Genomic DNA, 21,939 nt, shown 5'->3' with positions numbered 1-21,939 from the left:
GGGAATCTTCAGGCGCCGACAGGCCTCCCCCGCCCCACCAGCGCCGCGATTGCCGGCAGCACCAGCAGCGTCAGCACCGTCGCCGTCACCAGCCCCCCGATCACCACGGTCGCGAGCGGCCGCTGCACTTCCGCCCCGGTCCCCGTCGCCAGCGCCATCGGTACGAAGCCCAGGCTCGCGACCAGTGCGGTCATCAGCACCGGCCGCACCCGCTCCATCGCGCCGCCCAGAATCGCATCCGCACTATCCATCCCTTCGCCGCGCCGCTTCGCGATCGCCCCCATCATCACCAGCCCGTTGAGCACCGCCACTCCGGACAGCGCGATGAACCCCACCGCCGCCGTGATCGAGAACGGGATCCCGCGCAGCAACAGCGCGAACACGCCCCCCGCGAGCGCCATCGGCACCGCGCTGAACACGATCGCCGCTGGCGCCGCCCCGCCAAGCGCGAGATACAGCAACGCGAAGATCAGCACGAAGCACAGCGGCACGACGATCATCAGCCGCGTCCGCGCCGATTGCAGGCTTTCGAACGTCCCGCCCCAGTCCGTGTACATTCCCGCGGGCAGCGCCATCGCGCCGACCTTCGCCTGCGCCTCCGCGACGAAGCCGCCAAGGTCGCGCCCGCGCACGTTAGCTTGCACCACCACCATCCGCTTGCCGTTCTCCCGGCTGATCTGGTTCAGCCCCTCGGCATAGGCGAACCGCGCGACGAGCCGCAGCGGGATCGAATCGACATGGCTCCCGTCGCTCGGCAGCACCACCGGCACCGCGCCCAGCGTCTCCAGGTCGTCGCGCTGGACATCGGGCAGCCGCACGACGACGTCGAACCGCCGGTCGCCCTCGTACAAGACCCCCGCCTCGCGCCCGCCGAGTGCGGTCGAGACGGTGTTCGCCACTTCCTCCACGCTCAGCCCGTATCGCCCGGCCGCCTGCCGATCGATGCGGATGTCGAAGGTCGGCGCACCCGCGGTCTGCTCCGCCTGCACGTCCGCTGCTCCCGGAATGCTGCGCAGCATTGCCGCCACCTTCTGCGCCTGCGCGCTCATCACCTCCAGGTCGTCGCCATAGATCTTGACCGCGACGTCGGAGCGCACGCCCGCGATCAGTTCGTTGAAGCGCATCTGGATCGGCTGCTGGATCTCGGTCCGGTTGCCGATCAGCGGCTTCATCCGCGCCTCGATACGGCGCAATATGTCCGCCTTGCTGCGCACCTCGTCGGGCCATTCGCTCTGCGGCTTGGGGATGATATAGGTGTCCGACGCGTTGGGCGGCATCGGATCGGTGCCCAGGTCCGCGTTGCCGTTCTTGGAGAACACCAGCGCCACCTCGGGCAGCGTCTTCAGCGCGTCCTCGATCCGCCGCTGCATCTGCGTCGACTGGTCGATCGAGGTCGACGGAATACGGAAGTTGGTGACGGTGATGTCCTTCTCGTCGAGCTGCGGCATGAACTCCTCTCCCAGCGCGCCGAACCCCAGCACCGCGGCGACGAGCACCGCGACGCCCCCCGCCACGAACGGCACCGGCCGCGCCACCGCCCGCGCCAGCACCGGGGCATAGCGCGCCTTGAACCAGCGGATCGGCCGCACCTCGGTTTCGCTCACCCGCCCGGTCACGACGATCGCGATCATCGCGGGCACGAACGTCAGCGACAGCACGAAGGCGGATGCCAGCGCCAGCATCAGCGTGATCGCCATCGGTGCGAAGGTCTTGCCCTCCACCCCCTGGAACGTCAGCAGCGGCACGAAGACGAGGAAGATGATCGCCTGCCCGTACACCGTCGGGCGGACCATCTCCTGCGCCGCCAGCGTCGTCTCCGCCAGCCGCTCCCCGCGCGTCAGCAGCCGCCCCTCGTGCGCCTGCCGCTCCGCCAGCCGCCGCAGCGCATTCTCGACGATGATGACCGCCCCGTCGACGATCAGTCCGAAGTCGAGCGCGCCGAGGCTCATCAGGTTGCCCGACACGCGTAGCGCGTTCATGCCCGTCGCGGTCATCAGCATCGTGATCGGGATCACCGCCGCGGTGATGAGCGCCGCGCGCACATTGCCGAGCAGCAGGAACAGGACGACGATGACGAGTAGCGCGCCCTCGATCAGGTTCTTCTCCACCGTCGCGATCGTCGCATCGACCAGCTTGGACCGGTTGTAGACCGGCGTCGCGATCACATCGGCGGGCAGCGTCCGGTTCACCGCGACCAGCCTGTCCGCCACGCGATTGGCGACGACGCGGCTGTTCTCGCCGACCAGCATCAGGATCGTCGAGATCACCGCTTCCGACCCCATCAGGCTACCGGAGCCGGTCCGTACGCCCCCGCCGATCACCACGCGCCCGACGTCCTTCACACGCACCGGAACCCCGCCGCGCGTCGCGACCACCGCATCCTCGATGTCGGCGATCGACTTCAGCCGCGCATCGGTGCGCACCAGAAAGCTTTCGCCCGCCCGCCGGACATAGTTTGCCCCCGCCGACAGGTTCGCGCGCTCCAGTCCGTCTGCCAGCGCGGTCACCGACAGGCCATAGCCTGCCAGCGCGCCCAGATTGGGCTCGACGACATATTGCTTCACATAGCCGCCGTTCGAATCGACCCCCGCGACCCCCGCCACGCCGCGCATCTGCGGGCGGATGATCCAGTCCTGCACGGTGCGCAGATACGCCGCCTTCGCCAGTTCGGTGGTCAGCCGCTCGCCCTCGGGCGTCAGGTAGCTGCCGTCGCGCTGCCAGCCGGGCCTGCCCGGCGCCACCGTCGCGCCCTTGCCGCGCGGATGCCGGAACGCGACCGAATACATGAAGATCTCGCCCAGCCCCGTCGCCAGCGGGCTCAGCCGCGGCTGAACGCCCGCGGGCAGGCCGTCGCGCGCCTGCGCCAGTCGCTCGGTCACCTGCTGGCGGGCGAAATAGATGTCGGTCGCATCGGTGAACACCGCGGTCACCTGGCTGAACCCGTTGCGCGAGATCGACCGCGTCATCTCCAGGCCCGGAATCCCCGCCAGCGCGGTCTCGACCGGAAACGTCACCTGCTTTTCGATATCGGTCGGCCCCAGCGCGGGCACGAAGCTGCTGACCTGAACCTGCCGGTTGGTGACGTCGGGCACCGCGTCGATCGGCAGCTTCGTGATTTGCCACGCCCCCAGCCCGACGATCAGCAGCGTCACGAACGCGACGATCCACCGTCCACGGACCGAGGCGGAGAGGATGCGCGCTATCAATGCTCCTCTCCCTCGGACTTGCCGAGTTCGGCCTTCAGCAGGAATGCGTTCGCCGCCGCGATCGGCGTGCCGGCCTTCAGCCCCGCGATCACCGCGACCATCCCTGCGCTGCGCGCGCCCGTCTGGATATCCTGCGCGCGAAACCCTTGCGGCGTCCGCACAAACACCACGCTGCGCGCGCCGAGCGTCTGCACCGCCTCCTCCGGCACCGCGACCCCGCCGCGCGCCGCCTCGCCGCTCGCGAAGATCCGCGCCTGCACCAATTGCCCGGGTGCGAGCACGCTGCCCCCCGCACTTGGCGCGATCACCACCGTGCCGGCACGGCTCTCGGGATCGACGACCCCCGTCGCCGCGCCGACGCGCCCCGCGATCGTCCGCCCGTCGGTCGTTACCAGCTCGACCAGGTCGCCGCTGCGCACCCGTGCCGACTCGCCTACCGGGATGCTCGCCACCACCTGCAACCGCCGCGGATCCGCAACCCGGAACAACGCCGTTTCCGCCGCGACATACTGCCCAAGATTGGCAGGCGCAGCGGTGATCCGCCCCGTGATCGGACTGACTACCGCGACCGACCGGCCGTCGCGCGCCACTCGCACCGCACCCGACGCCGCCGACGCCCGCTGCGCCTCCGCCTGCGCCACCGCGAGCGCGGCCTGCGCGGTTTCGTAGTCCGCCCGCGCCGACACGCCCTGGGCCAGCAGCGTCCGCTCGCGCGCCAGCTGCCGTCCCGCCAGCGTCACCCGCGCCGCCGCCGCCGCGCGATCCGCGACCAGCGCGGACGCGTCGCGGCTCTCGACCAGTGCGATCGTCTCGCCCGCCGCCACGGGATCGCCGATCCGCTTGAGGATGCGCGTCACCGTTCCCGGCGCGCGCGCGGTCAGCACCGCCTCCGCATCGGGCGTCGCCTCCACCGTCGCCGCCGCAGAGACGACCGCATCGACCTCCGCCGACGTCGCAGCGCCGATGCCGATGCCGGACGCCGCGATCCCCTGCGGCGTCATCGCGACGCTGTCGACGGGCGCGTCATGCTCCTCGACCGCGGACGCCTCGACCGGTGGCGGCGCCGCGGTCCAGCGCGCAACACCAAAGCCGGCCGCGGCGGCGAGCGCCAGCGCGACGCCGGCCTGCACATGGATCTTCGATGTCATTGGACCGGGTCTCCGGTGATGGTCAGGCCCTGAAGCCGGGCAAGCATGGCACGCGCCTCGAACCGCGCCGCGGCGGCGTCGAGCACCACCCCACGCGCGACGCCGAGGCCATGGCGCGCGACGAGCAATTCGCTCAGCGGCGATTTTCCCGCCTCGTACGCGATCCGCGACAGCCGGTACGTCTCCTCCGCGGTCGCCATCGTCCGCGCCGCCGCGTCGGCGCGCGCGTCCGCAGCGGCGGCAAGAAACCCCGCGGATCGCGCGCCCGCCTCCGCCTCCAGCCGCGCGGCCGCCGCCCGCGCCTCCGCGCCGCGCAGCTCTGCCAGTGCGGCCGCGATATTCCCCCGATTGCGATCGAACAGCGCCAGCGGCAGCGACACGCCCGCGACCAGCGCAGTCGCGCGATCCGCTTCCAGCCGCCGTACCCCCAGCTGCGCGCTCAGATCGGGCAACGCACGCTTGCGCTCGGCCGTCACCCGCAGGCTCGCCGCATCGCGCTCGGCCGCTGCCGCGCGATACGCCGCCGCCTGCATCGGGTCGACCGGGCCGGTCGCCGTGCGCGCCGCCATCCGGTCGAGCAGCGATTCGTCCAGCCCGGTGAACGGCGTCGACACCCCCGCCAGCGCGGAGAGATGCGCCAGCGCCACCGCATGGTTCGCCCGCGCCGTCGCCAGGTCCGCCGCATTCGCGTTCAGCGCGGTTTCGGCCTGCAACGCGCGCAGCCGCGCCTCCCGGCCGGCCGCGACCATCGCCTTCGCGACGGTCAGGTCCGCGGTCGCTTCCTCGACCTCGTCCTCGGCCAACCCGATCCGGCGGCCCGCCACCTCGACCGCGACATAGGCGCGCGCAAGCTCATAGGCATAGGCCAGACGCCCCTCGACGCCCCGCGCGCGCGCTGCGACGACCCCGGCCGACCCCGCCGCGATCCGGGCGGTGCGCTTGCCGCCGATCTCGAACGGGTGATTATATTGCAGCGTCGTCTCGGCACGCCCGAACCCCGCATAGGGCGACGATCCAGCGACATTTTCCGTGTAGATGCTGAGGCTTGGATTGGGTCTCGCGCGGGCCTGCTCCGCCAGGCCCTCAGCGCGCTCGATCTCCGCCGCCATCGCCGCAAGCCGCGGCGACGCATCCGCGTGCCGCAGCAGTTGCGCGAAGGGGGGCGCCGGATCCGCCACCGCCGGGCCCGCGAGCGCAAGCGCCGCAAGCGGACCGGCCAGCGCCCGTGCGCGCAGCCGGCCGGTAAAGCCTTTTGTCATCGATCGTCCTCGTCATGAGCGGTTCGCGCGTGCCGGCGGCACGCGCGCGCTCATGCTCTGGGCGGTCGCAACAGCGAGACGGAAAGGTCGCCGGGCAGCCCCGACAGGTCGGCCATCGGCCATGCCGTCACGCGCGCGCGCGACAGCCGCGGCGCCGACGCCGCGACCGGCATCGCCAGCCCATGCCCGACGACATGCGCCGCCAGATGCACGCTGTGCTCCAGATCGTCCGCTGCCGACGATAGGGACGACGTGGCCGACGCGACGACATGCGTCGGCTCGTCGTCATGGATCGTCGCCGCATGCACGCCCGCTAGCGACGCCATGCCGATCACCGCCAGCAGAGCCAGCAGCGTCGCGAACAGCGCCGATCGGGAGCGGTGGACCATGATGCAGCGCAGCGTATACGAAGGCGCGCGCGTGGACAAGGACGCCCCGCGCGTCATGCGCCCATCTCGGCCGCCAGCGCGATCCGGGCGCGTCGGATCCGCGTCTCGACCGCCTTGGCGCTGATTCCCAGCGCTTCGGCCGCCTCCGCCTGCGACAGGTCCTCCACCGTGCACAACAGCAATGGCTCCGCGAGCGCGGCGGGTAGCCGTGCGATCGCGGCCAGCGTCTGGGCCAGCCGCTCGCGATCGATCGCGTCGCCCTCGATATCCACGCCCGGATCGGCGACCGCGTCCCCCGCCTCGATCGGCAGCAGCTTCGCCAGCCATCCGCGTACCCGGAGCCGGCGCGCCCGATCACGGCATTTGTTGAGCGCGATCCGGCTCAGCCACGCACGCAGCGAGCGTTCGCGATCGAACCGCGCCAGCGCCCCGTGCGCCGCCACGAACGTCTCCTGCAACAGGTCCAGCGCGGCCTCGCCATCACGCGTCTGCGCGACGATCAGCCGGTACAGCGCGTGCTTGTGCCGGCCCATCAGCATCGCGAACGCCGCCTGCCGCCCGTCCAGATACGACGCGACCAGATCGCCGTCGCCCAAGGTATCGAGGCCATCGTTCACGAGCTCGGCGTCAGCGCCCGAACAACGATCCGATCGAACGCCGTGGTCTGGTCCGCGCGCATCACGCGCCGCATCGCGAAGACATGCGCCAGCGTCGCCTTCTGCAGCGCGCCCATCGTCCGGTGCGTCCGGTCCACCGCGGCGGTCACCGCGGGGCCGTTCGCGTGCTCGCGCTCGATCGCGCCGGCCAGCGCGGCGTTGTCCGCGCGCATCTCCGCCTCCAGCGCACCGCGCGTCACAGCGAACCTGGCCTCCAGCCCGTCAAGCTGCGCCGCCTGCGCCGCATCCAGTGCGATCGATCGGTGCACCAGCGCGTGCAGCTCGGTGCCGGTCGACGCGCGCGGCATCATGATCCAGCACCCGATCGCCGCCCCCGCCAGCGCCGCCAGGAATGCCAGCACCACGATCGTCAGCGTCCGCCGCACCGTCATCGCCCCAGCAACAGCGTCGACGGCGCCAGCGCACCATCCACGCCGATCGGCATCGCCCGTGCCGGCGTCGCCGCGCCGCCCGCAAGTCCCCCGCCGACGACCCCGAGCACCAACGCCGCACCGATCGAGAGCAAACCCGCCCGCCGCGTCGCGGACGCGTCGCGCGCCGCATCCCCGATCGCGGCGAAGACCCCGTCCTCCAGCGTGTCGAGCGCGGCCGGCACCGTCATCTCGCGCAGCCGCATCAGCATCGGATCAAGGGGCTCGTTCATCGTGATCTCCGTTCTCGAGGGACTATACGCAGCGCGGCGCCCCGTCCCTCAGACGCTGTCGTTCACCCGGTCGTCACCGCAAGGCTGGTCCGGTGTCCACGGGGTCGCGAACGCAACGCCCGAAAGCCTCTGCCGAGCGGTGGATCGCGGGGCAGCGCGGCATGACAGGGGTATCCCTGGCCCCGGTTCTCAGCGCGACGAAGGCGCTGCGTCCCCGCCTCGAAACCCCGCGCTACCGCTCCATCCATTCCCCCTCGCCCGCGCCGATCGGCATGCCCGGCGGGATCGAAGGCGCGCTCTTGGACAGCGCAGCCAGTGCCGCCGCCAGCCGATCGTTATCCCCCAGCATCCGCGCCGTGCTCCGCGCCCAGCTTCCCATGCCGCGCGCCAGCCGCGCCGTCGCGCCGACCAGCGCCTCGTCCGCGATCGCCGCCACGCCCGGCGCGGTCTTGGGATCGCGCGACACCCGCGCCAGATCGAGCAGCACCCGCGTCGCCACGCGCTGCGCCAACAGCGTCGTCGCGCCGTCCACCGTCCGCGCCACCAGCGCCCCGATCAGCTCGTCGACCGCCAGCGCGCCCCCATCCGCCTGCCGCTGCAACGCCACCCGCTGCAACCGTCCGCCATCGAGCAGCGCGTCGAGCGTGATCGCCGCAGCGACGTCGGCGGCGACCAGCGGATCGAACACCGGCCCGCCCGCGGTCGCCATCACCTCGATGTCGAACTGACGGTCCGCGGGCCCGCTCCGTCCCGCCGACAGCAGCGGCAGCAGCGCGGGCGGCACCGTCAGCGCCGCAGGCGTCAGCGTCGCGAGCAGCGCATCGAGCGCCGCGCGCTGCTGCGCCCCCGGCACCGCAGTCGCGCGCTCATGCCCGCCGCCCGCGACCGGATAGGCGAAGTCGACCCCGCCGATCATTTTCGCCGCCGCCTCCACCTGATAGCGGTGGAGCAGCCACACCGGCACGAACTTGCGCCGCAAATTCTCCACCGCCTCGCCGGGACGCAGCGCCGCCATGCCGAACCGCGCGACCGCCGCGCGCCGCACCGCCAGCATCCGCACCAGCTCCGCCGCCGGGTCCGCGCCGTCGTCCCACAGGCTCGCCCAGGGCTGCGCCGCGCTCGCGCTGCGCGCATCACCGTCGCTGACGAACCGCAACCCCGCCGCGCGCACCGCCGCCGCCTTCGCCTCCAGCGCCGCCGCCGCGTCGGCCCCCGGCGCGGGCGCACCATAGAGCCGGTCGACCGCCGCCACGTCCCATGCGCCGACACCCACGCCGTAAGCGTCCGACAGGTCGGGCGCGCCGTTCACCAGCCCGATGCGCGGCGCGGGATAATCCATCACCGACGCACGTCCCTGCGTGGAGGCGGCGAAATTATGTTCGAACCCCAGCGCATGCCCCACCTCGTGCGCGCCGAGCTGGCGAATCCTGGCGAGCGCCGCCTGCACCGGGTCGTTCGGCCCGCCCGTGCCCACCTTGTCCGCGCCGACCAGCCCTTCGAAGATCAGCATGTCCTGCCGCACCCGCAGCGAGCCGAGCAGCACCGATCCCTTGACGATCTCGCCCGTGCGCGGGTCCGCGATCACCTGCCCGTACGACCAGCCCCGCGTCGCGCGGTTCACCCAGTTGACGACGTTGTACCGCACGTCGAGCGGGTCCGCGCCCTCCGGCAGGATCGCGACGCGGAACGCATCGATATAGCCCGCCGCGTCGAACGCCTTCGTCCACCACGACACGCCCTCCGCCAGCGCGGTGCGGATCGGCTCGGGCGCGGCGCGGTCGATGTAGAACACGATCGGCGTCTTGACCGCGGAGCGCGCGGCGGCCGGATCGGTCTTCTCCAGCCGGAATCGCATCGCGAGAGCGTAGACCACGTCCTGCCCCAGCGGCGCGCCGTAATCCACCGCCTGCGCCGCGAACCCGCCGAACCGCGGATCGAACCGGATCGGGGTGTAGCCCGGCCCGGGCAGCCGGATTAGCGAGTGCCGCACCGTCAGCGAGATCGATCGCGCGTCGGGCGCGATGTTCTCGATCGCGGCACCGGGCTTGTCGGTGACGAAGGTCTGTCGCGCCTCCATCTCGATATTGTCCGGGAACGCCTTCGTCACCGCCACATCCGCGATGCTCGCGCCCGCATCGAGCCGATACTCCCCGCCCTCGCCGCGCTTCAACGACGCCGCGATCCCCATCGCGTCGCGCGTCAGGAACCCCGCCAGGTCGACCACGATCGATCCGTCGGGCAGCGTCTGCGCGACGTCGCCCACCCACGTCGTCGTCGTCGCGAAGCTGTCGCGCGCCGCCGCCTGCTCCGCCGCAGATCCGCCGGTTGCGCGGAAGCGGGGGTTTTCATACTCGGCGAACACCTTCTTTCCGATCCGGCGGAACGCCAGCACCTGCGCGTCCGAATTCTGCCCGTGATCCAGCCCGACGTCCGACGATCCCACCCCGGTCCTGAGGCTCGCGACGTACAGGAACCGCCCCGAAACCCCGTCCGCCCCCGGCGGCGGCAGCGTCACCAGCACTCGCCCGCCCGCCGCGTCGACGTTCACCGGCACCAGCCCCGCCAGCGCGGTCGTCCCTGCCAGCGGCGCAGCAGGTGCCTCCGCACGCACCGCCGGCGCCGCGATCGCAGTGGTCGAGAGCAGCGCGAGCGACAGGCATGCGAACAGCGTCTTCATCACGGGCATCCTTCGCAGCAGCGAGCGTCTCGCCCGCGACGCTAGAGCGGTTCGTCGGCGGATTGAACCATCTCTTTGCGGACACCCGCGCGCGACGGATCGTCCTCGGCATGCGATAGCGCCCGGCGATGCCCGCCGACTCCGCCCTGCCCGATCCCGATCGCGCGACGACGCGGCTTCTCCTCGCCTACGCGCTCGCCAACATCGCGGTCGTCGTCGCCTATCTGCCGCTGCTGACGCTGCTGCTCCCGCTCAAGATCGCCGCGGTCGCGGGTGCGTCCGCGGTCGACGTCCTCACCGCCGCATCCCTGGCGGGCGCGGTGGCGGCCAGCGTCGCCAACATCGCGTTCGGCAGGCTCAGCGACCGCACGGTCGCGCGCGGACGGACGAGGCGCGGCTGGGTCGCGGCAGGCCTGGTGCTCACGATGCTCGGCTACGCCGCGATCCACGCCGCGCAGCGCCCGCTCGAGATCGTCGTCGCGGTCGCCTTGTGGCAGGTGGCGCTCAACGCGCTCGTCGCGCCGCTGTTCGCGATGATGGCGGACGACGTTCCCGACGTGCGCAAGGGTATCGCGGGCGCACTCCTCACCCTCGCCAACCCGTCCGCCTCCGCGCTGTCCTGGGCGCTCGCGATGCAGCCGTCGCTCGGCGAGGGCGCGCGCTACACGGTGATCGTCGTCGTCGTCGGGGTACTGCTCGCCCCCCTCCTCGCGCTCCGCTCCCGGTCGCCCGGCGCACCGGCCCGGCCGGCGCCCGTCGCCATGCCGCCCCGCCGCGATATCGCGCTCGCCTGGCTCGCGCGGCTCCTCGTCCAGGTCGCGGGGGCGGTTCTGTTCGTGTACCTGCTGTTGTACTTCGCAGCCCTGAACCCCGGCATCCCGGCCGCCACGCTCGCGCCCGCGGTCGGCCGAATGCTCGCGATCGGATACGCCGTCGCCATTCCCCTCGCGATCGTCGCCGGGCGCCTGTCGGACCGCGCCGCGACCCGCCGCCCGATCCTCGGCATCGCCTCGATCGTCGCGGCGATCGGTCTCCTGGTCATGGCCGTCGCAGGATCGGTCACGGTCGCGGCGACGGGTTTCGTGCTCCATATCTGCGGCAGCGCGGTCTTCCTCGCGCTCCAGTCGACCGCGGTGATGCGCATGCTCCCCGCCCCGGCGAGGCGCGGCCGGACGCTCGGCTATCTCAACCTCGCGAACACGCTTCCCGCCGTCATCGGCCCCGCGCTCGCCTGGGGGTTCGGCGCGGCGAGCGGCTTTGCCCCGATCCTGGTCCTCCTCGCGGCGATGACATGCGTCGCCGGCGGGCTCGCGCTCGCGATCGACTACCGCACGCCCCGCTAGGCGAGCAGCGAGCGGATCCGGGCCGCGATCGCGTCGATCGAGAAGGGCTTGGTCATCAGGTGCATCCCCGCCCCCGGCGCGCCGTCGCCCATCACCGCAGCCTCGGCGTAGCCGGTGATGAACAGCACCGTCAGCCCGTCGCGAACGGCCCGCGCGGCGTCGGCCAGTTGCCGCCCGTTCGTCCCGCCGGGCAAGCCGACATCGGTCACCATCAGGTCGATCCGCGCGGGCGAATCGACCACCGCCATCGCCGTGCGCGCGTCCTCCGCCTCGATCACCGCGCACCCCATGTCGACCAGCACGTCGCGCACCAGCATCCGCACCGCCGCCTCGTCGTCGACGACCAGCACCGCGCGTTCCGCGCTCACCGGTGTCACCTCGGCCACGGGCGCCACCGCCTCGGTCGTCACGTGCGCATCCGCCACCCGCGGAAAATACAGCCGCATCGTGGTGCCGACCCCCACCGTGGAGTCGATCCGCACCTGCCCGCCCGACTGGCGGACGAAGCCATAGATCATCGACAGCCCAAGCCCGGTGCCTTCGCCCAGCGGCTTGGTCGTGAAGAACGGATCGAACGCACGCGCGATCGTCTCGGCGTCCATGCCCGCCCCGGTGTCGGAGACGGCGAGCGTGACATAGTCGCCCGCCGCCAGGTCGCGCGCCGCCGCCGCGCCGCGGTCGAGCGTGGCATTGGCAGTCGTGATCGTGATCCGCCCGCCCTCGGCCATCGCGTCGCGCGCGTTGATGCTCAGGTTCAACAGGGCGTTCTCGAACTGGTTGGGATCGACCAGGGCCGTCCACAACGTGCCTGCAGGCGCGTCGATATCGATCTCGATCGTCGGCCCTACCGATCGCTCTAGCAGGTCGCGCATGTTGGCGATCAGCGCGTCGAGGTCGCTCGCGCGCGGATCGAGCGTCTGCCGGCGCGAAAAGGCGAGCAGCCGGTGCGTCAGCGCCGCCGCGCGCTTCGCCGCCTGCGTCGCGGTATCGACATAGCGCGCCACGTCGCCGGTGCGACCCTGCCCCACGCGCAGCTGGATCAGTTCCAGGCTTCCCGAGATCGCGGTCAGCAGATTGTTGAAATCGTGCGCGATCCCCCCGGTCAGCTGGCCCACCGCTTCCATCTTCTGCGCCTGGCGAAGCTGGTCCTGCGTACCTTCCAGCGCAAGTTGCGCTTCTTTCTCCGCCGTGACGTGACGCCCGCTGGCATACACCATGCCCTCGCCCGCGGAGGCGATCCACGCGATCCAACGATAGCTGCCGTCGCGGTGCCGCACCCGGTTTTCACCCGGCGGCATCTGCCCGTCCTGCGCCTGCTCCAGCGCGGCCTCCCTGGCGGGCCGATCGTCGGGATGGTTGAAGTCGAGATGATGGCGCCCGATCACTTCGTGCGCCTGCCATCCGAGCACGGTCGTCCACGCCGGGTTCACCGCGACGAACCGGCCCTCGCCGTCGATCACCGCGAGCAGGTCCTGCGAGTTGCGCCATGTCCGGTCGCGCTCGCGGGTGCGTTCCTCCACCTGCCGCTCCAGCGACCCTGCCAGTTCGGCGAGCGCGGTTTCCGCCTGCCGCCGCTCGATCGCCGCCTGCGTCCGCCCGGCGACGTCGTGGACGAACGCGACGTCGTCCGGCGTCCATGCGCGCGGCTCGCGCTGGTTGACGAACAGCAGCGCGACGAGCGTGCCCGCGCGCACCACCGGCATGTTCAGTATCGCCCGCGACGCGATCGCTTCCAGGGCCCGGACGCGGTCGGCGGTGCGCGGATCGATCCGCGCGTCGGCGATCGCGATCCAGTCGCCGCGCTTCAGGTCGTCGACGAACGATCCATAGGCGCGGAACGATCGCTCCCCTGTCAGCGGCGCGACGCCCGGCGCGGTCCATTCGCAGTCGATCGACACCGTCTCGCGCAGGGCATCGACCGTGCCGTACCCCGCGCGGCTCACCCCCAGCGTCTCGCCAAGGACCCGCACCGCCACGCGGGACATCATGTCGATGTCGTCCGCCTGTCGCAGTCCGTCGCCCAGCGCGATCAGCGCGCGCTGGCGCGCCTCGATACGACGCTGGTCCGTGATGTCGTGCGACACCCCCACCATCCGCGCCACCTGCCCCGCCGCATCGCGTTCGGGCCGCCCGCTGATCCGCAGCCAATGGATTGAGCGATCCGGCCACACCGCGCGATATTCGATGTCGTAGTCGGTCGCGCCCTCGATCGCGGCCAGCACCGTGGCGAGCATGCGCGGGCGATCCTCGTCATGGATCCGCGCCAGCAGGTCCTCGAACGCGAACCGCGCGTCCGCAGCCAGCCCGTAATGCGCGCGGCACTGCGCATCGGTCGTCAGCACCGCGCCCTTCACCTCGTAGATCCACGCGCCCAGTCCCCCCGACGCCAGCGCCAGCGACAGCCGCTCGCGCCCCGCCGCGATCTGCTCCAGCCGCGCGCGCGCCTCGTATTGCCGCAGCCGCGCGCGCCGCGCCGCCTTGGCGAGGCTGATGAGCGTCGTCGGATGGAACGGCCGTTCGAGGAAGGTGACGTTGCCCAGCGTCTCGAGCAGCCGCACCGCGCCCGGATTGCGCTCCAGCCCGCCGCCCCGCGCGGTCAGCATGATGAACGGCAGGTCGGACCATTCGGCCTGCTCCGCCAGCACCGCGGTCAACGCGCGCAGGTCCACGCCGCGCACCGCCTCCTCGGTCAGGATCGCATAGCCCGCCCCGCCGCGAATCATCGCGACCAGCGCCGGAAGATCGCGCGCGATCCGCGACTCGAGGTCGCCGTCGCCCAGAAGCGATGCCGCGATGTCGGCATCGCGGCCAAGCGGCGCATAGATCACCGCGCCTTCGGCAATCGTCCGGTTCATGCGCGCAAGTCCTTCACGCGCAAGGCCCTATCATGCGCCGGTCACATCCCGCCAGCCTCGAGCATGGTGTGATCCTCCCCGCTCAGCACCGGCACGCCGCGCAGCACGCCCTGGAACCTTGTCAGCGGTGCGCCCAGCGTGACGCCGCGCCGGTCGATCACGAACTCGCGGATCGTATCCTCGTGTGCGCCGGTCCGCTTCTTGACCACCGAGATCGCGCGCCGCACGCGCCCCGTCGCCTCGAAATAGCGCAGCAGGATCACCGTATCCGCCAGATAGGTGACGTCGACCGGCGACTTCATGTCGCCGACCAGCCCGTGCTGCGCGACCGTCAGGAAGGTCATCGCGCCCTGCCGGTTCAGATATTGCAACAGCTCGTGCATGTGCAGCACCAGCGCCTGCTCCTCGGGCATCGCCGCCTGAAAGCCGTTGAGGCTGTCGATCACCACGGTGCGCGCATCGTGATGCTCCACAGCGCGGCGCACCCGCTGCGAGAACTCGCCCGGCGTCAGCTCGGCGGCATCGACCTGCTCGATCACAAGCTTGCCCGTATCGACCATCGCCTGCAGGTCGATCCCCAGCCCCAGCGCGCGGTCGAACAGCAGCCCGAGTTCCTCGTCGAACACGAACATCGCCGCGGTTTCACCCCGCCCAATCGCGGACTGGACGAACCCCAGTGTGAGCAGCGACTTGCCGGTGCCCGCCGGCCCCAGGATCAGCGTGCTCGATCCGCGCGCCAGCCCGCCGCCCGCAAGGGCATTCAGCGCCGCGTTGTCGAGTGCGACGATCTCGCGATCGACCATGGTCTTGTGCTCCGCGGACACCAGCCGCGGAAAGACATGGATGCCGCCGGTGTCGATCACGAAATCGTGATAGCCCCCACGATAGCGCCGCCCGCGATATTTCAGCACCCGCATCCGCCGCCGCTCCGCGCCGTAATTGGGGGACAGTTCCTCCAGCCGCACCACCGCGTGCGCCACGCTGTGGACGGTCTTGTCCATCACGTCGGCGGTCAGGTCGTCCAGCATCAGCACGGTCGCGTCGGACTTCGCGAAATAATGCTTCAGCGCCAGGATCTGGCGTCGATACCGGAGCGAACTCTGCGCCAGCAGCCGGATCTCGGACAGGCTGTCGAGCACCACCCGCGTCGGCCGGATGCGCTCGAACGCCTCGAAGATCCGCTTCGTCGTCTCGCCCAGTTCCAGGTCGGACGAATAGAGCAGGCTCTGCTGCTGGTCCTCGTCGAGCAGGCTTTCGGGCGGCACCAGTTCGAACACCTCGAACCCCGCGCCGAAGGTCCAGCCGTGCGACGCCGCGCCGTCGCGCAGTTCCTCCTCGGTTTCGGACAGGGTGATATACAGCACCTGCTCGCCCGCCGCGACGCCTTCCATCAGGAACTGGCTGGCGATCGTCGTCTTACCGGTGCCGGGACTCCCCTCGAGCAGGAACAGCCGCGCCCGCGCGAACCCGCCTGCCAGGATTTCGTCGAGCCCGGGAACTCCCGTCGCACAATCCGCCATGTCACCCCCCCCCAACTCGTATTGTTACGGGCCTAGCAGGTCGTCACATCGTTGTCCTTTGATCTGGATCAACCACGCGGCATGCCCGCCAGCAGCAGCGCGCCGTCCAGCGCATCGCCGTCCGCCTCGCTCAGCCGTTCCACCGTGCGATAGCGCAGCCACGGCCGCAGCCGCGGCGCCAGTCCGCCGACCAGCACGCAGCGTGGCGCGCCGCGCAGGAAGATCGTCTCGATGAACCGCTCGACATGCAGCGCGGCATCCTCGACGATCGATCGCGCGATCTCGTCGCCGCCCTCCGCATGCTCCATCACCAGCGGCGCGAAGCTGCCATAGTCGGACGGCGTCGCGCTGCTCATCCACGCGATGATCCGCGGCGTCTGGTGCCCGAACCGCGCGGTGATCGCCCCGCTCAGCGGCGACCCGCGGCTCCGACCGTCGAGCGCGCGCAGCGCGTGCCGCAGCGCGCTCAACCCCAGCGCCGCGCCGCTGCCCTCGTCCGAAATCGGAAACCCATAGCCCCCGATGCTGAAGCTCGCATCGCCCAGCCGCAGGTGCGCGATGCTCCCCGTCCCCAGCACCAGGATCGCCCCGTCGCGCCCCGAAAGCGCACCCAGGCTCGCGATCGCCGCATCGCTGTCGATCGCGACGCTGGCGAACGGAAAGTCCATCGCCGCCACCGCCTCCGCAACCCCCGGCCGCGACAGCCCCGCGATCCCGAACCCCGCCGCGACGCGCGCCAGGTCCGCCTCGCCCAGCCCCGCCGCTCCGGTCGCCTGCAATGCCGCATCGAGCAGCACGGCACGCAGATTCTCGAGCCCCAGCCCCGCATTGGCCGGGCCGGCGCGTCCCGTCCCGACGATCGCCCCGCCGGCATCGACCAGCCGGGCCCGGCAATTGCTGCCCCCGGCATCGACCCCCAGGAAATAGTCCGGCACGCCGTCCTCCTCAGCCATTGATAGCCCTGCGCCCTATAAGGCTCCGCGCTCGCCGGGATACTGCGATTCCGGGCGTTCCGCGTGCATCGAACCCGGCGGCGCCCCATAACCTGTGGCAATGCCCCGCGCCGGGCGGACGACGGCGACCTTTCCCCTCTCACCCCCACCCCCTATATGCCGCCTCGTGTCCGTCACCGCAAAGATCTGTGGCCTGTCCACCCCCGCGACGCTCGACGCCGCGCTCCGTCACGGCGCCAGCCATGTCGGCTTCGTCGTCTTCCCGCCGTCGCCGCGTCACGTCGGGATGGACCGGATCGCCGAACTCGCCGCGCGCGTCCCCGATCACGTCCACCGGGTCGGCGTCTTCGTGAACCCCGACGACGACACCGTCCGGCAGGCACTCGACGCCGGTCGCCTCGACGTCATCCAGCTCCACAAGACCGCCCCCGCCCGGGTCGCGCACCTCAAGCGCATCACCGGAGCCGAGACCTGGGCCGCGATCCCGGTCAAGGCGCGCGCAGACCTCGCCGCCGCGAACGCGCTCCCGGGTGCCGCCGACCGTATCCTCTACGACGCAAAGACGCCCGACGGCGCGGTGCTGCCCGGCGGCATGGGATTGCGCTTCGACTGGACGCTGCTCGACGGCGTCCGCCATCCGCTCCCATGGGCACTGTCCGGCGGGCTGGACGCGGGCAACGTCGCCGCCGCGGTCCGCCAGACCGGCGCGACGCTCGTCGACATCTCCTCCGGCGTCGAAAGCGCCCCCGGGGTCAAGGATGTGGACAAGATCGCCGCCTTCCTCCAATCGGTCGCCCATCTATGAACGCTCCCAATTCCTTCCGCACGCGCCCGGACGCCAATACCTTTCGGGCGCAGCCCGATGAGCGCGGCCATTTCGGCGATTTCGGCGGCCGCTACGTCGCAGAGACGCTGATGCCGCTGATCCTCGAGCTCGACACCGCCTACAAGGCCGCCAAGGCGGATCCCGCCTTCGCCGCGGAGTTCGAGGACTTGCTCGAACACTATGTCGGGCGCCCGAGCCCACTCTACCACGCCGAGCGACTGTCTGCCGCGCTGCGCGAAGGCGCAGACGAAGGCCCCGACGGACAAAAGATGGGCGCGCAGGTCTGGTTCAAGCGCGACGAACTCAATCACACCGGCGCGCACAAGATCAACAACTGCATCGGCCAGATCCTGCTCGCGATCCGCATGGGCAAGACGCGGATCATCGCGGAAACCGGCGCGGGCCAGCACGGCGTCGCGACCGCCGCGGTCTGCGCGCGCTTCGGTCTGCCCTGCGTCATCTATATGGGCGCGCGCGATATCGAGCGGCAGCAGCCCAACGTGTTCCGCATGAAGCTGCTCGGCGCCGAGGTCCGCCCCGTCACCAGTGGCGCGCAGACGCTGTCGGACGCGATGAATGAAGGCCTGCGCGACTGGGTCGCCAACATCCATGACACCTTCTACATCATCGGCACCGCCGCCGGCCCGCATCCCTACCCGGAGATGGTCCGCGACTTCCAGAGCGTGATCGGCCGCGAGGCGCGCGAGCAGATGCTGGCGCGCACCGGCAAGCTCCCCGATCTGCTCGTCGCCGCGATCGGCGGCGGATCGAACGCGATCGGGCTGTTCCACCCGTTCCTCGACGACGCCGATGTCGGCATGCTCGGCGTCGAGGCGGCGGGCCATGGGCTCGACAAGGAGCACGCCGCCAGTCTCGCGGGCGGGTTCCCGGGCATCCTTCACGGCAACAAGACCTACCTGCTCCAGAACGAGGACGGCCAGATCGATGAGGGCCACTCGATCTCCGCCGGTCTCGACTATCCCGGCATCGGCCCCGAGCATGCCTGGCTGCGCGACATCGGCCGCGTCGACTATACCAGCGCGACCGACACCGACGCGCTCGACGCCTTCCAGTTGCTGTGTCGCACCGAAGGCATCATCCCCGCGCTCGAACCCGCCCACGCGATCGCCGCGGTGACGAAGGTCGCCAGGACGATGCGCAACGACCAGATCATCCTCGCGAACCTGTGCGGCCGCGGAGACAAGGACATCTTTACCGTCGCATCGGCCCTCGGAGTCGAGATGTGACCCGCCTCGCCGCAGCTTTCGCGAAGGACCGTCCCGCGCTCGTCGCGTTCGTCACCGGCGGCGATCCCGCCCCCGCCGCCACGCCCGCGATCCTCGACGCACTCGTCGCGGGCGGAGCGGACGTGATCGAACTGGGCATGCCGTTCACCGATCCGATGGCCGACGGCCCGGCGATCCAGTCCGCCAATATCCGCGCGCTCACCGCGGGCACAACGACTGCGGACATCCTGTCGATCGCCAAGGGCTTCCGGTCACGTCACCCGAACGTGCCACTTGTCCTGATGGGCTATGCCAATCCGATGCTCCGCCGCGGTGCGGACTGGTTCGCATCGGCCGCGAAGGATGCGGGCGTCGACGGCGTGATCTGCGTCGACGTGCCGCCCGAGGAGGACGACGCGCTCGGTCCGCAGCTGCGCGCCGCGGGCATCGCGCTGATCCGCCTCGCCACGCCGACCACCGATGCCGCGCGCCTTCCCGCCGTGCTCGATGGCGCGAGCGGGTTCGTCTACTATGTCTCGGTCGCCGGGATCACCGGGTTGCAGCAGGCCGCGCAGGGCTCGATCGACACCGCCGTCGCCGCGCTCAAGGCCGCGACCGACCTGCCCGTAGCGGTCGGCTTCGGCGTGCGCACTCCCGAACAGGCCGCCGCGATCGGGCGCGTCGCCGACGGCGTCGTCGTCGGCTCCGCGATCGTCGAGATCGTCGCGCAGCATGGTGCCGCCGCGCCCGACGCCGTCCGCGCCTATGTCGCCACGCTGTCGGCCGCGCTCGCCGACGCCAGGAAGGAAGCCGCATGAGCTGGCTCAACAACGTCCGCAACGCGCTGTCGTTCGTCGTCCCGGTCCGCAAGGACACGCCCGACCATCTCTGGCACAAGTGCAAGGGCTGCGGGCAGATGGTGTTCGTGAAGGAGCTGGAGGAGAATCTTCATGTCTGCCCGAAATGCGATCACCACGAGCGTATCGGCCCGCGCGTCCGCTTCCGCCACCTGCTCGACGGGGGCAGCGCCAGCGAGCTGCCCGCGCCCAAGGTCGCGGAGGACCCGCTCAGGTTTCGTGATTCGAAACGCTATGCCGATCGCCTGAAGGCGGCCCGTGCCGATACCGGCGAGGCCGACGCCTTCGTCAACGCCCGCGGCACGATCGATGGCCGCAAGGTCGTCATCGGGGTCCAGGATTTCGCGTTCATGGGCGGATCGATGGGCCAGGCGGTCGGCGAGGCGATCGTCCAGGGGATCGAGGCCGCGATCGCGGACAGGGCCCCCTATATCGTCTTCACCGCCAGCGGCGGCGCGCGGATGCAGGAAGGCATCCTCAGCCTGATGCAGATGCCGCGCAGCACCGTCGCGATCCAAATGCTCCACGATGCCGGGCTGCCCTATATCGTCGTGCTGACCGATCCCACCTCGGGCGGCGTCATGGCCGCCTATGCGATGCTCGGCGACGTCCAGATCGCGGAGCCCAAGGCGACGCTGGCGTTCACCGGCCGCCGCGTGATCGAGAGCACGATCCGCGAGAAGCTGCCCGACGATTTCCAGACCAGCGAATATTATCTGGAGCATGGGCTGATCGACATGGTCGTCCACCGCAAGGACCTGCGAGCGCAGCTCTCTACGGTCATCGCCTACCTGTGCGGCTCGCGGAAGGCGGCATAAGGGCGCTACCGTAACCGGTGAAGGCCGGGGCCCAGCCCCGACAAAAAGTCGCGCGCCAGCGCGATCGACGCTACCGCGTCGAGCTCTTGATTCAGGAATGGGCCCCGGCCTTCGCCGCGGTACAGCCTAACGGGTACAGCGAACCACAATGCCCGACCACGCTCACTCCACCGACCCCGACGTCCAGGCGCAGCTCGATCGCCTCTGGACGCTCTCCCCCGGCGCCGACATCCTCGGTCTCGATCGCATCACGCGCCTGCTCGCGCGCCTCGGCAACCCCCACCTCCGCATGCCCCCCGTCCTCCACGTCGCCGGCACCAACGGCAAGGGATCGACCTGCGCATTCCTGCGCGCCGCGATCGAGGCCGCGGGGTTGACCGCGCACGCCTATACCAGCCCCCACCTCGTCCGCTTCAACGAACGCATCCGCCTCGCCGGCCGGCTGATCGATAACGCTTCGCTCGCCGCCCTCCTCGCCGAAGTCCTCGATGCCGCCGGAGATGGGGCGGACGGCATCGGCGCGAGCTTCTTCGAGATCACCACCGCCGCCGCCTTCCTTGCCTTCGCACGCACCCCCGCCGACGCCTGCGTCGTCGAGGTCGGCCTGGGCGGACGCCTCGACGCGACCAATGTCCTCCCCGCCCCGATCGTCTGCGGCATCGCCGCGCTCGGGATCGATCACCAGGCGTTCCTCGGCGACACGCTGTTCCAGATCGCGGGCGAGAAGGCCGGGATCGCCAAGCCCGGCGTCGCGCTCGTCACGATGGACTATCCGCCCGCGATCGCCGCCCGTATTGCGCAGTTCGCCGATACCGCTGGCGCGCCGCTTTACTCGCGAGGCCGCAACTGGACGAGCCACATGATCGGCGACACCATCCACTACGCCGGCGCCGCCACATCGTTCGAAGGCCCCGCCCCGACGATGTCCGGCGCGTTCCAGTCCGAAAACTTCGCGCTCGCCGTCGCGATGCTCCGCCACCAGTCGACGCTCGCGATCCCCGATGCCGCGCTGCGAACCGCCGCCACGAATACCCGCTGGCCCGCCCGGATGCAGCGCCTGGGCGACGGCCCGCTCGTGGCCCGCCTCGCCCCCGGACAGCGCCGCCACGGCATCTATGTCGACGGCGCACACAACGAATCCGCCGCCGCGCGCGTCGCCGACTTCTACGCCGCGGGCGCTCCCACCAACCTCGTCATCGGCATGCTCGCGAACAAGGATGCCGACGCCGTCGTCCGCCTGCTCACCGCCACCACCGGCCCCTGTCACGTCGTCGCGGTCCCCGTACCCGGCCACGAGCACCACGCGCTCGCCGACCTCGCGGACCTTGCGCTCGCGCATGGCGCGGCAAGCGCCACCGTCGCGATTTCGGTGGAAAAGGCGTTCGACCGGCTGGCCGACCAGCGTACCGGCGAATCGGTCCTCGTCGCCGGATCGCTCTATCTCGCAGGCGAAGCGCTCGCCGCGAACGACGAGTACCCCGACTGACGATTTATTGATATTGACTTGCAATAACGCATCCGCGACCTTGGCGATCGATCACT

At 70.9% G+C, this 21,939-nt stretch carries 17 protein-coding genes; 6 read left to right on the top strand and 11 right to left on the bottom strand.

The window, feature by feature from the left end:
* Positions 1–8: 8 nt before the first annotated feature.
* The 8 genes from ACV7NO_RS09420 to ACV7NO_RS09385 form a co-directional block, all read right to left on the bottom strand.
* A complete protein-coding gene (locus tag ACV7NO_RS09420; protein ID WP_463405748.1) occupies positions 9–3,206 on the bottom strand; it encodes an efflux RND transporter permease subunit in 3,198 nt (1,065 codons plus the stop codon).
* Positions 3,203–4,354, bottom strand: coding sequence for an efflux RND transporter periplasmic adaptor subunit (locus ACV7NO_RS09415; RefSeq protein ID WP_463405747.1), 1,152 nt, complete (start codon positions 4,352–4,354; stop codon positions 3,203–3,205). Before ACV7NO_RS09415 ends, ACV7NO_RS09420 begins: the two co-directional genes overlap by 4 nt.
* Entirely contained in the window at positions 4,351–5,613 is a 1,263-nt protein-coding gene (locus ACV7NO_RS09410; RefSeq protein ID WP_463405746.1) for a TolC family protein, read from the bottom strand. Before ACV7NO_RS09410 ends, ACV7NO_RS09415 begins: the two co-directional genes overlap by 4 nt.
* A 50-nt stretch (positions 5,614–5,663) precedes the next feature.
* On the bottom strand, positions 5,664–6,002 hold the full coding sequence (locus ACV7NO_RS09405) for a hypothetical protein (RefSeq protein ID WP_463405745.1): 339 nt from the start codon (positions 6,000–6,002) through the stop codon (positions 5,664–5,666).
* Positions 6,003–6,055: 53 nt separating this feature from the next.
* Positions 6,056–6,619, bottom strand: a complete 564-nt coding sequence (locus ACV7NO_RS09400; protein ID WP_463405744.1) for an RNA polymerase sigma factor — start codon at positions 6,617–6,619, stop codon at positions 6,056–6,058.
* Positions 6,616–7,050: a periplasmic heavy metal sensor gene (locus tag ACV7NO_RS09395; protein ID WP_463405743.1), complete on the bottom strand. Its 435-nt coding sequence runs from the start codon at positions 7,048–7,050 to the stop codon at positions 6,616–6,618. The genes ACV7NO_RS09400 and ACV7NO_RS09395 overlap by 4 nt, the downstream gene beginning before the upstream one ends.
* Positions 7,047–7,322 (bottom strand): hypothetical protein, encoded by a 276-nt coding sequence (locus ACV7NO_RS09390; protein WP_463405742.1) that lies wholly within the window; start codon positions 7,320–7,322, stop codon positions 7,047–7,049. Before ACV7NO_RS09390 ends, ACV7NO_RS09395 begins: the two co-directional genes overlap by 4 nt.
* Positions 7,323–7,554: 232 nt before the next feature.
* Entirely contained in the window at positions 7,555–9,999 is a 2,445-nt protein-coding gene (locus tag ACV7NO_RS09385; RefSeq protein ID WP_463405741.1) for a zinc-dependent metalloprotease, read from the bottom strand.
* A 128-nt stretch (positions 10,000–10,127) separates the two neighbouring features.
* On the opposite strand from ACV7NO_RS09385, the gene ACV7NO_RS09380 reads away from it, so the two are divergent.
* Positions 10,128–11,342: an MFS transporter gene (locus tag ACV7NO_RS09380; RefSeq protein ID WP_463405740.1), complete on the top strand. Its 1,215-nt coding sequence runs from the start codon at positions 10,128–10,130 to the stop codon at positions 11,340–11,342.
* On the opposite strand, the gene ACV7NO_RS09375 is transcribed toward ACV7NO_RS09380, so the two are convergent.
* From ACV7NO_RS09375 to ACV7NO_RS09365, 3 genes are all read right to left on the bottom strand, one after another.
* Positions 11,339–14,197 carry a PAS domain-containing protein gene (locus ACV7NO_RS09375; RefSeq protein ID WP_463405739.1) on the bottom strand — a complete coding sequence of 953 codons (2,859 nt, stop codon included), beginning with the start codon at positions 14,195–14,197 and terminating at the stop codon, positions 11,339–11,341. The genes ACV7NO_RS09380 and ACV7NO_RS09375 overlap by 4 nt on opposite strands.
* Before the next feature lie 41 nt (positions 14,198–14,238).
* Entirely contained in the window at positions 14,239–15,717 is a 1,479-nt protein-coding gene (locus ACV7NO_RS09370) for an ATPase domain-containing protein (RefSeq protein ID WP_463405738.1), read from the bottom strand.
* Between the two features lie 68 nt (positions 15,718–15,785).
* Entirely contained in the window at positions 15,786–16,670 is an 885-nt protein-coding gene (locus ACV7NO_RS09365) for a glucosamine kinase nucleotide-binding domain-containing protein (RefSeq protein ID WP_463405737.1), read from the bottom strand.
* A 166-nt stretch (positions 16,671–16,836) separates the two neighbouring features.
* Here ACV7NO_RS09365 and ACV7NO_RS09360 point away from each other — a divergent pair, with 166 nt between their 5' ends.
* The 5 genes from ACV7NO_RS09360 (at position 16,837) to ACV7NO_RS09340 (ending at position 21,883) form a co-directional block, all read left to right on the top strand.
* Positions 16,837–17,475, top strand: coding sequence for a phosphoribosylanthranilate isomerase (locus ACV7NO_RS09360; RefSeq protein ID WP_463405736.1), 639 nt, complete (start codon positions 16,837–16,839; stop codon positions 17,473–17,475).
* Entirely contained in the window at positions 17,472–18,743 is a 1,272-nt protein-coding gene (gene trpB, locus ACV7NO_RS09355) for a tryptophan synthase subunit beta (RefSeq protein WP_463405735.1), read from the top strand. The genes ACV7NO_RS09360 and trpB overlap by 4 nt, the downstream gene beginning before the upstream one ends.
* Positions 18,740–19,540 (top strand): tryptophan synthase subunit alpha, encoded by an 801-nt coding sequence (gene trpA, locus ACV7NO_RS09350; protein ID WP_463405734.1) that lies wholly within the window; start codon positions 18,740–18,742, stop codon positions 19,538–19,540. The genes trpB and trpA overlap by 4 nt, the downstream gene beginning before the upstream one ends.
* Complete coding sequence (gene accD / locus ACV7NO_RS09345; RefSeq protein ID WP_463405733.1) at positions 19,537–20,397, top strand: acetyl-CoA carboxylase, carboxyltransferase subunit beta; 861 nt, start codon at positions 19,537–19,539, stop codon at positions 20,395–20,397. The genes trpA and accD overlap by 4 nt, the downstream gene beginning before the upstream one ends.
* Before the next feature lie 148 nt (positions 20,398–20,545).
* Complete coding sequence (locus ACV7NO_RS09340; protein ID WP_463405732.1) at positions 20,546–21,883, top strand: bifunctional folylpolyglutamate synthase/dihydrofolate synthase; 1,338 nt, start codon at positions 20,546–20,548, stop codon at positions 21,881–21,883.
* Positions 21,884–21,939 lie beyond the last annotated feature (56 nt).

The organism is Sphingomonas sp. Ell38C01, assembly GCF_055231975.1.
This window is presented reverse-complemented; position numbering and strand designations above follow the sequence as displayed.

Coding starts and splice junctions, on each gene's coding strand:
- ACV7NO_RS09385 (WP_463405741.1), bottom strand. CDS start 9,999: ATGAAGACGCTGTTCGCATGCCTGTCGCTCGCGCTGCTCTCGACCACT.
- trpB (WP_463405735.1), top strand. CDS start 17,472: ATGAACGCTCCCAATTCCTTCCGCACGCGCCCGGACGCCAATACCTTT.
- ACV7NO_RS09415 (WP_463405747.1), bottom strand. CDS start 4,354: ATGACATCGAAGATCCATGTGCAGGCCGGCGTCGCGCTGGCGCTCGCC.
- accD (WP_463405733.1), top strand. CDS start 19,537: ATGAGCTGGCTCAACAACGTCCGCAACGCGCTGTCGTTCGTCGTCCCG.
- ACV7NO_RS09405 (WP_463405745.1), bottom strand. CDS start 6,002: ATGGTCCACCGCTCCCGATCGGCGCTGTTCGCGACGCTGCTGGCTCTG.
- ACV7NO_RS09410 (WP_463405746.1), bottom strand. CDS start 5,613: ATGACAAAAGGCTTTACCGGCCGGCTGCGCGCACGGGCGCTGGCCGGT.
- ACV7NO_RS09380 (WP_463405740.1), top strand. CDS start 10,128: ATGCCCGCCGACTCCGCCCTGCCCGATCCCGATCGCGCGACGACGCGG.
- ACV7NO_RS09340 (WP_463405732.1), top strand. CDS start 20,546: ATGCCCGACCACGCTCACTCCACCGACCCCGACGTCCAGGCGCAGCTC.
- ACV7NO_RS09395 (WP_463405743.1), bottom strand. CDS start 7,050: ATGACGGTGCGGCGGACGCTGACGATCGTGGTGCTGGCATTCCTGGCG.
- ACV7NO_RS09390 (WP_463405742.1), bottom strand. CDS start 7,322: ATGAACGAGCCCCTTGATCCGATGCTGATGCGGCTGCGCGAGATGACG.
- ACV7NO_RS09375 (WP_463405739.1), bottom strand. CDS start 14,197: ATGAACCGGACGATTGCCGAAGGCGCGGTGATCTATGCGCCGCTTGGC.
- ACV7NO_RS09370 (WP_463405738.1), bottom strand. CDS start 15,717: ATGGCGGATTGTGCGACGGGAGTTCCCGGGCTCGACGAAATCCTGGCA.
- ACV7NO_RS09365 (WP_463405737.1), bottom strand. CDS start 16,670: ATGGCTGAGGAGGACGGCGTGCCGGACTATTTCCTGGGGGTCGATGCC.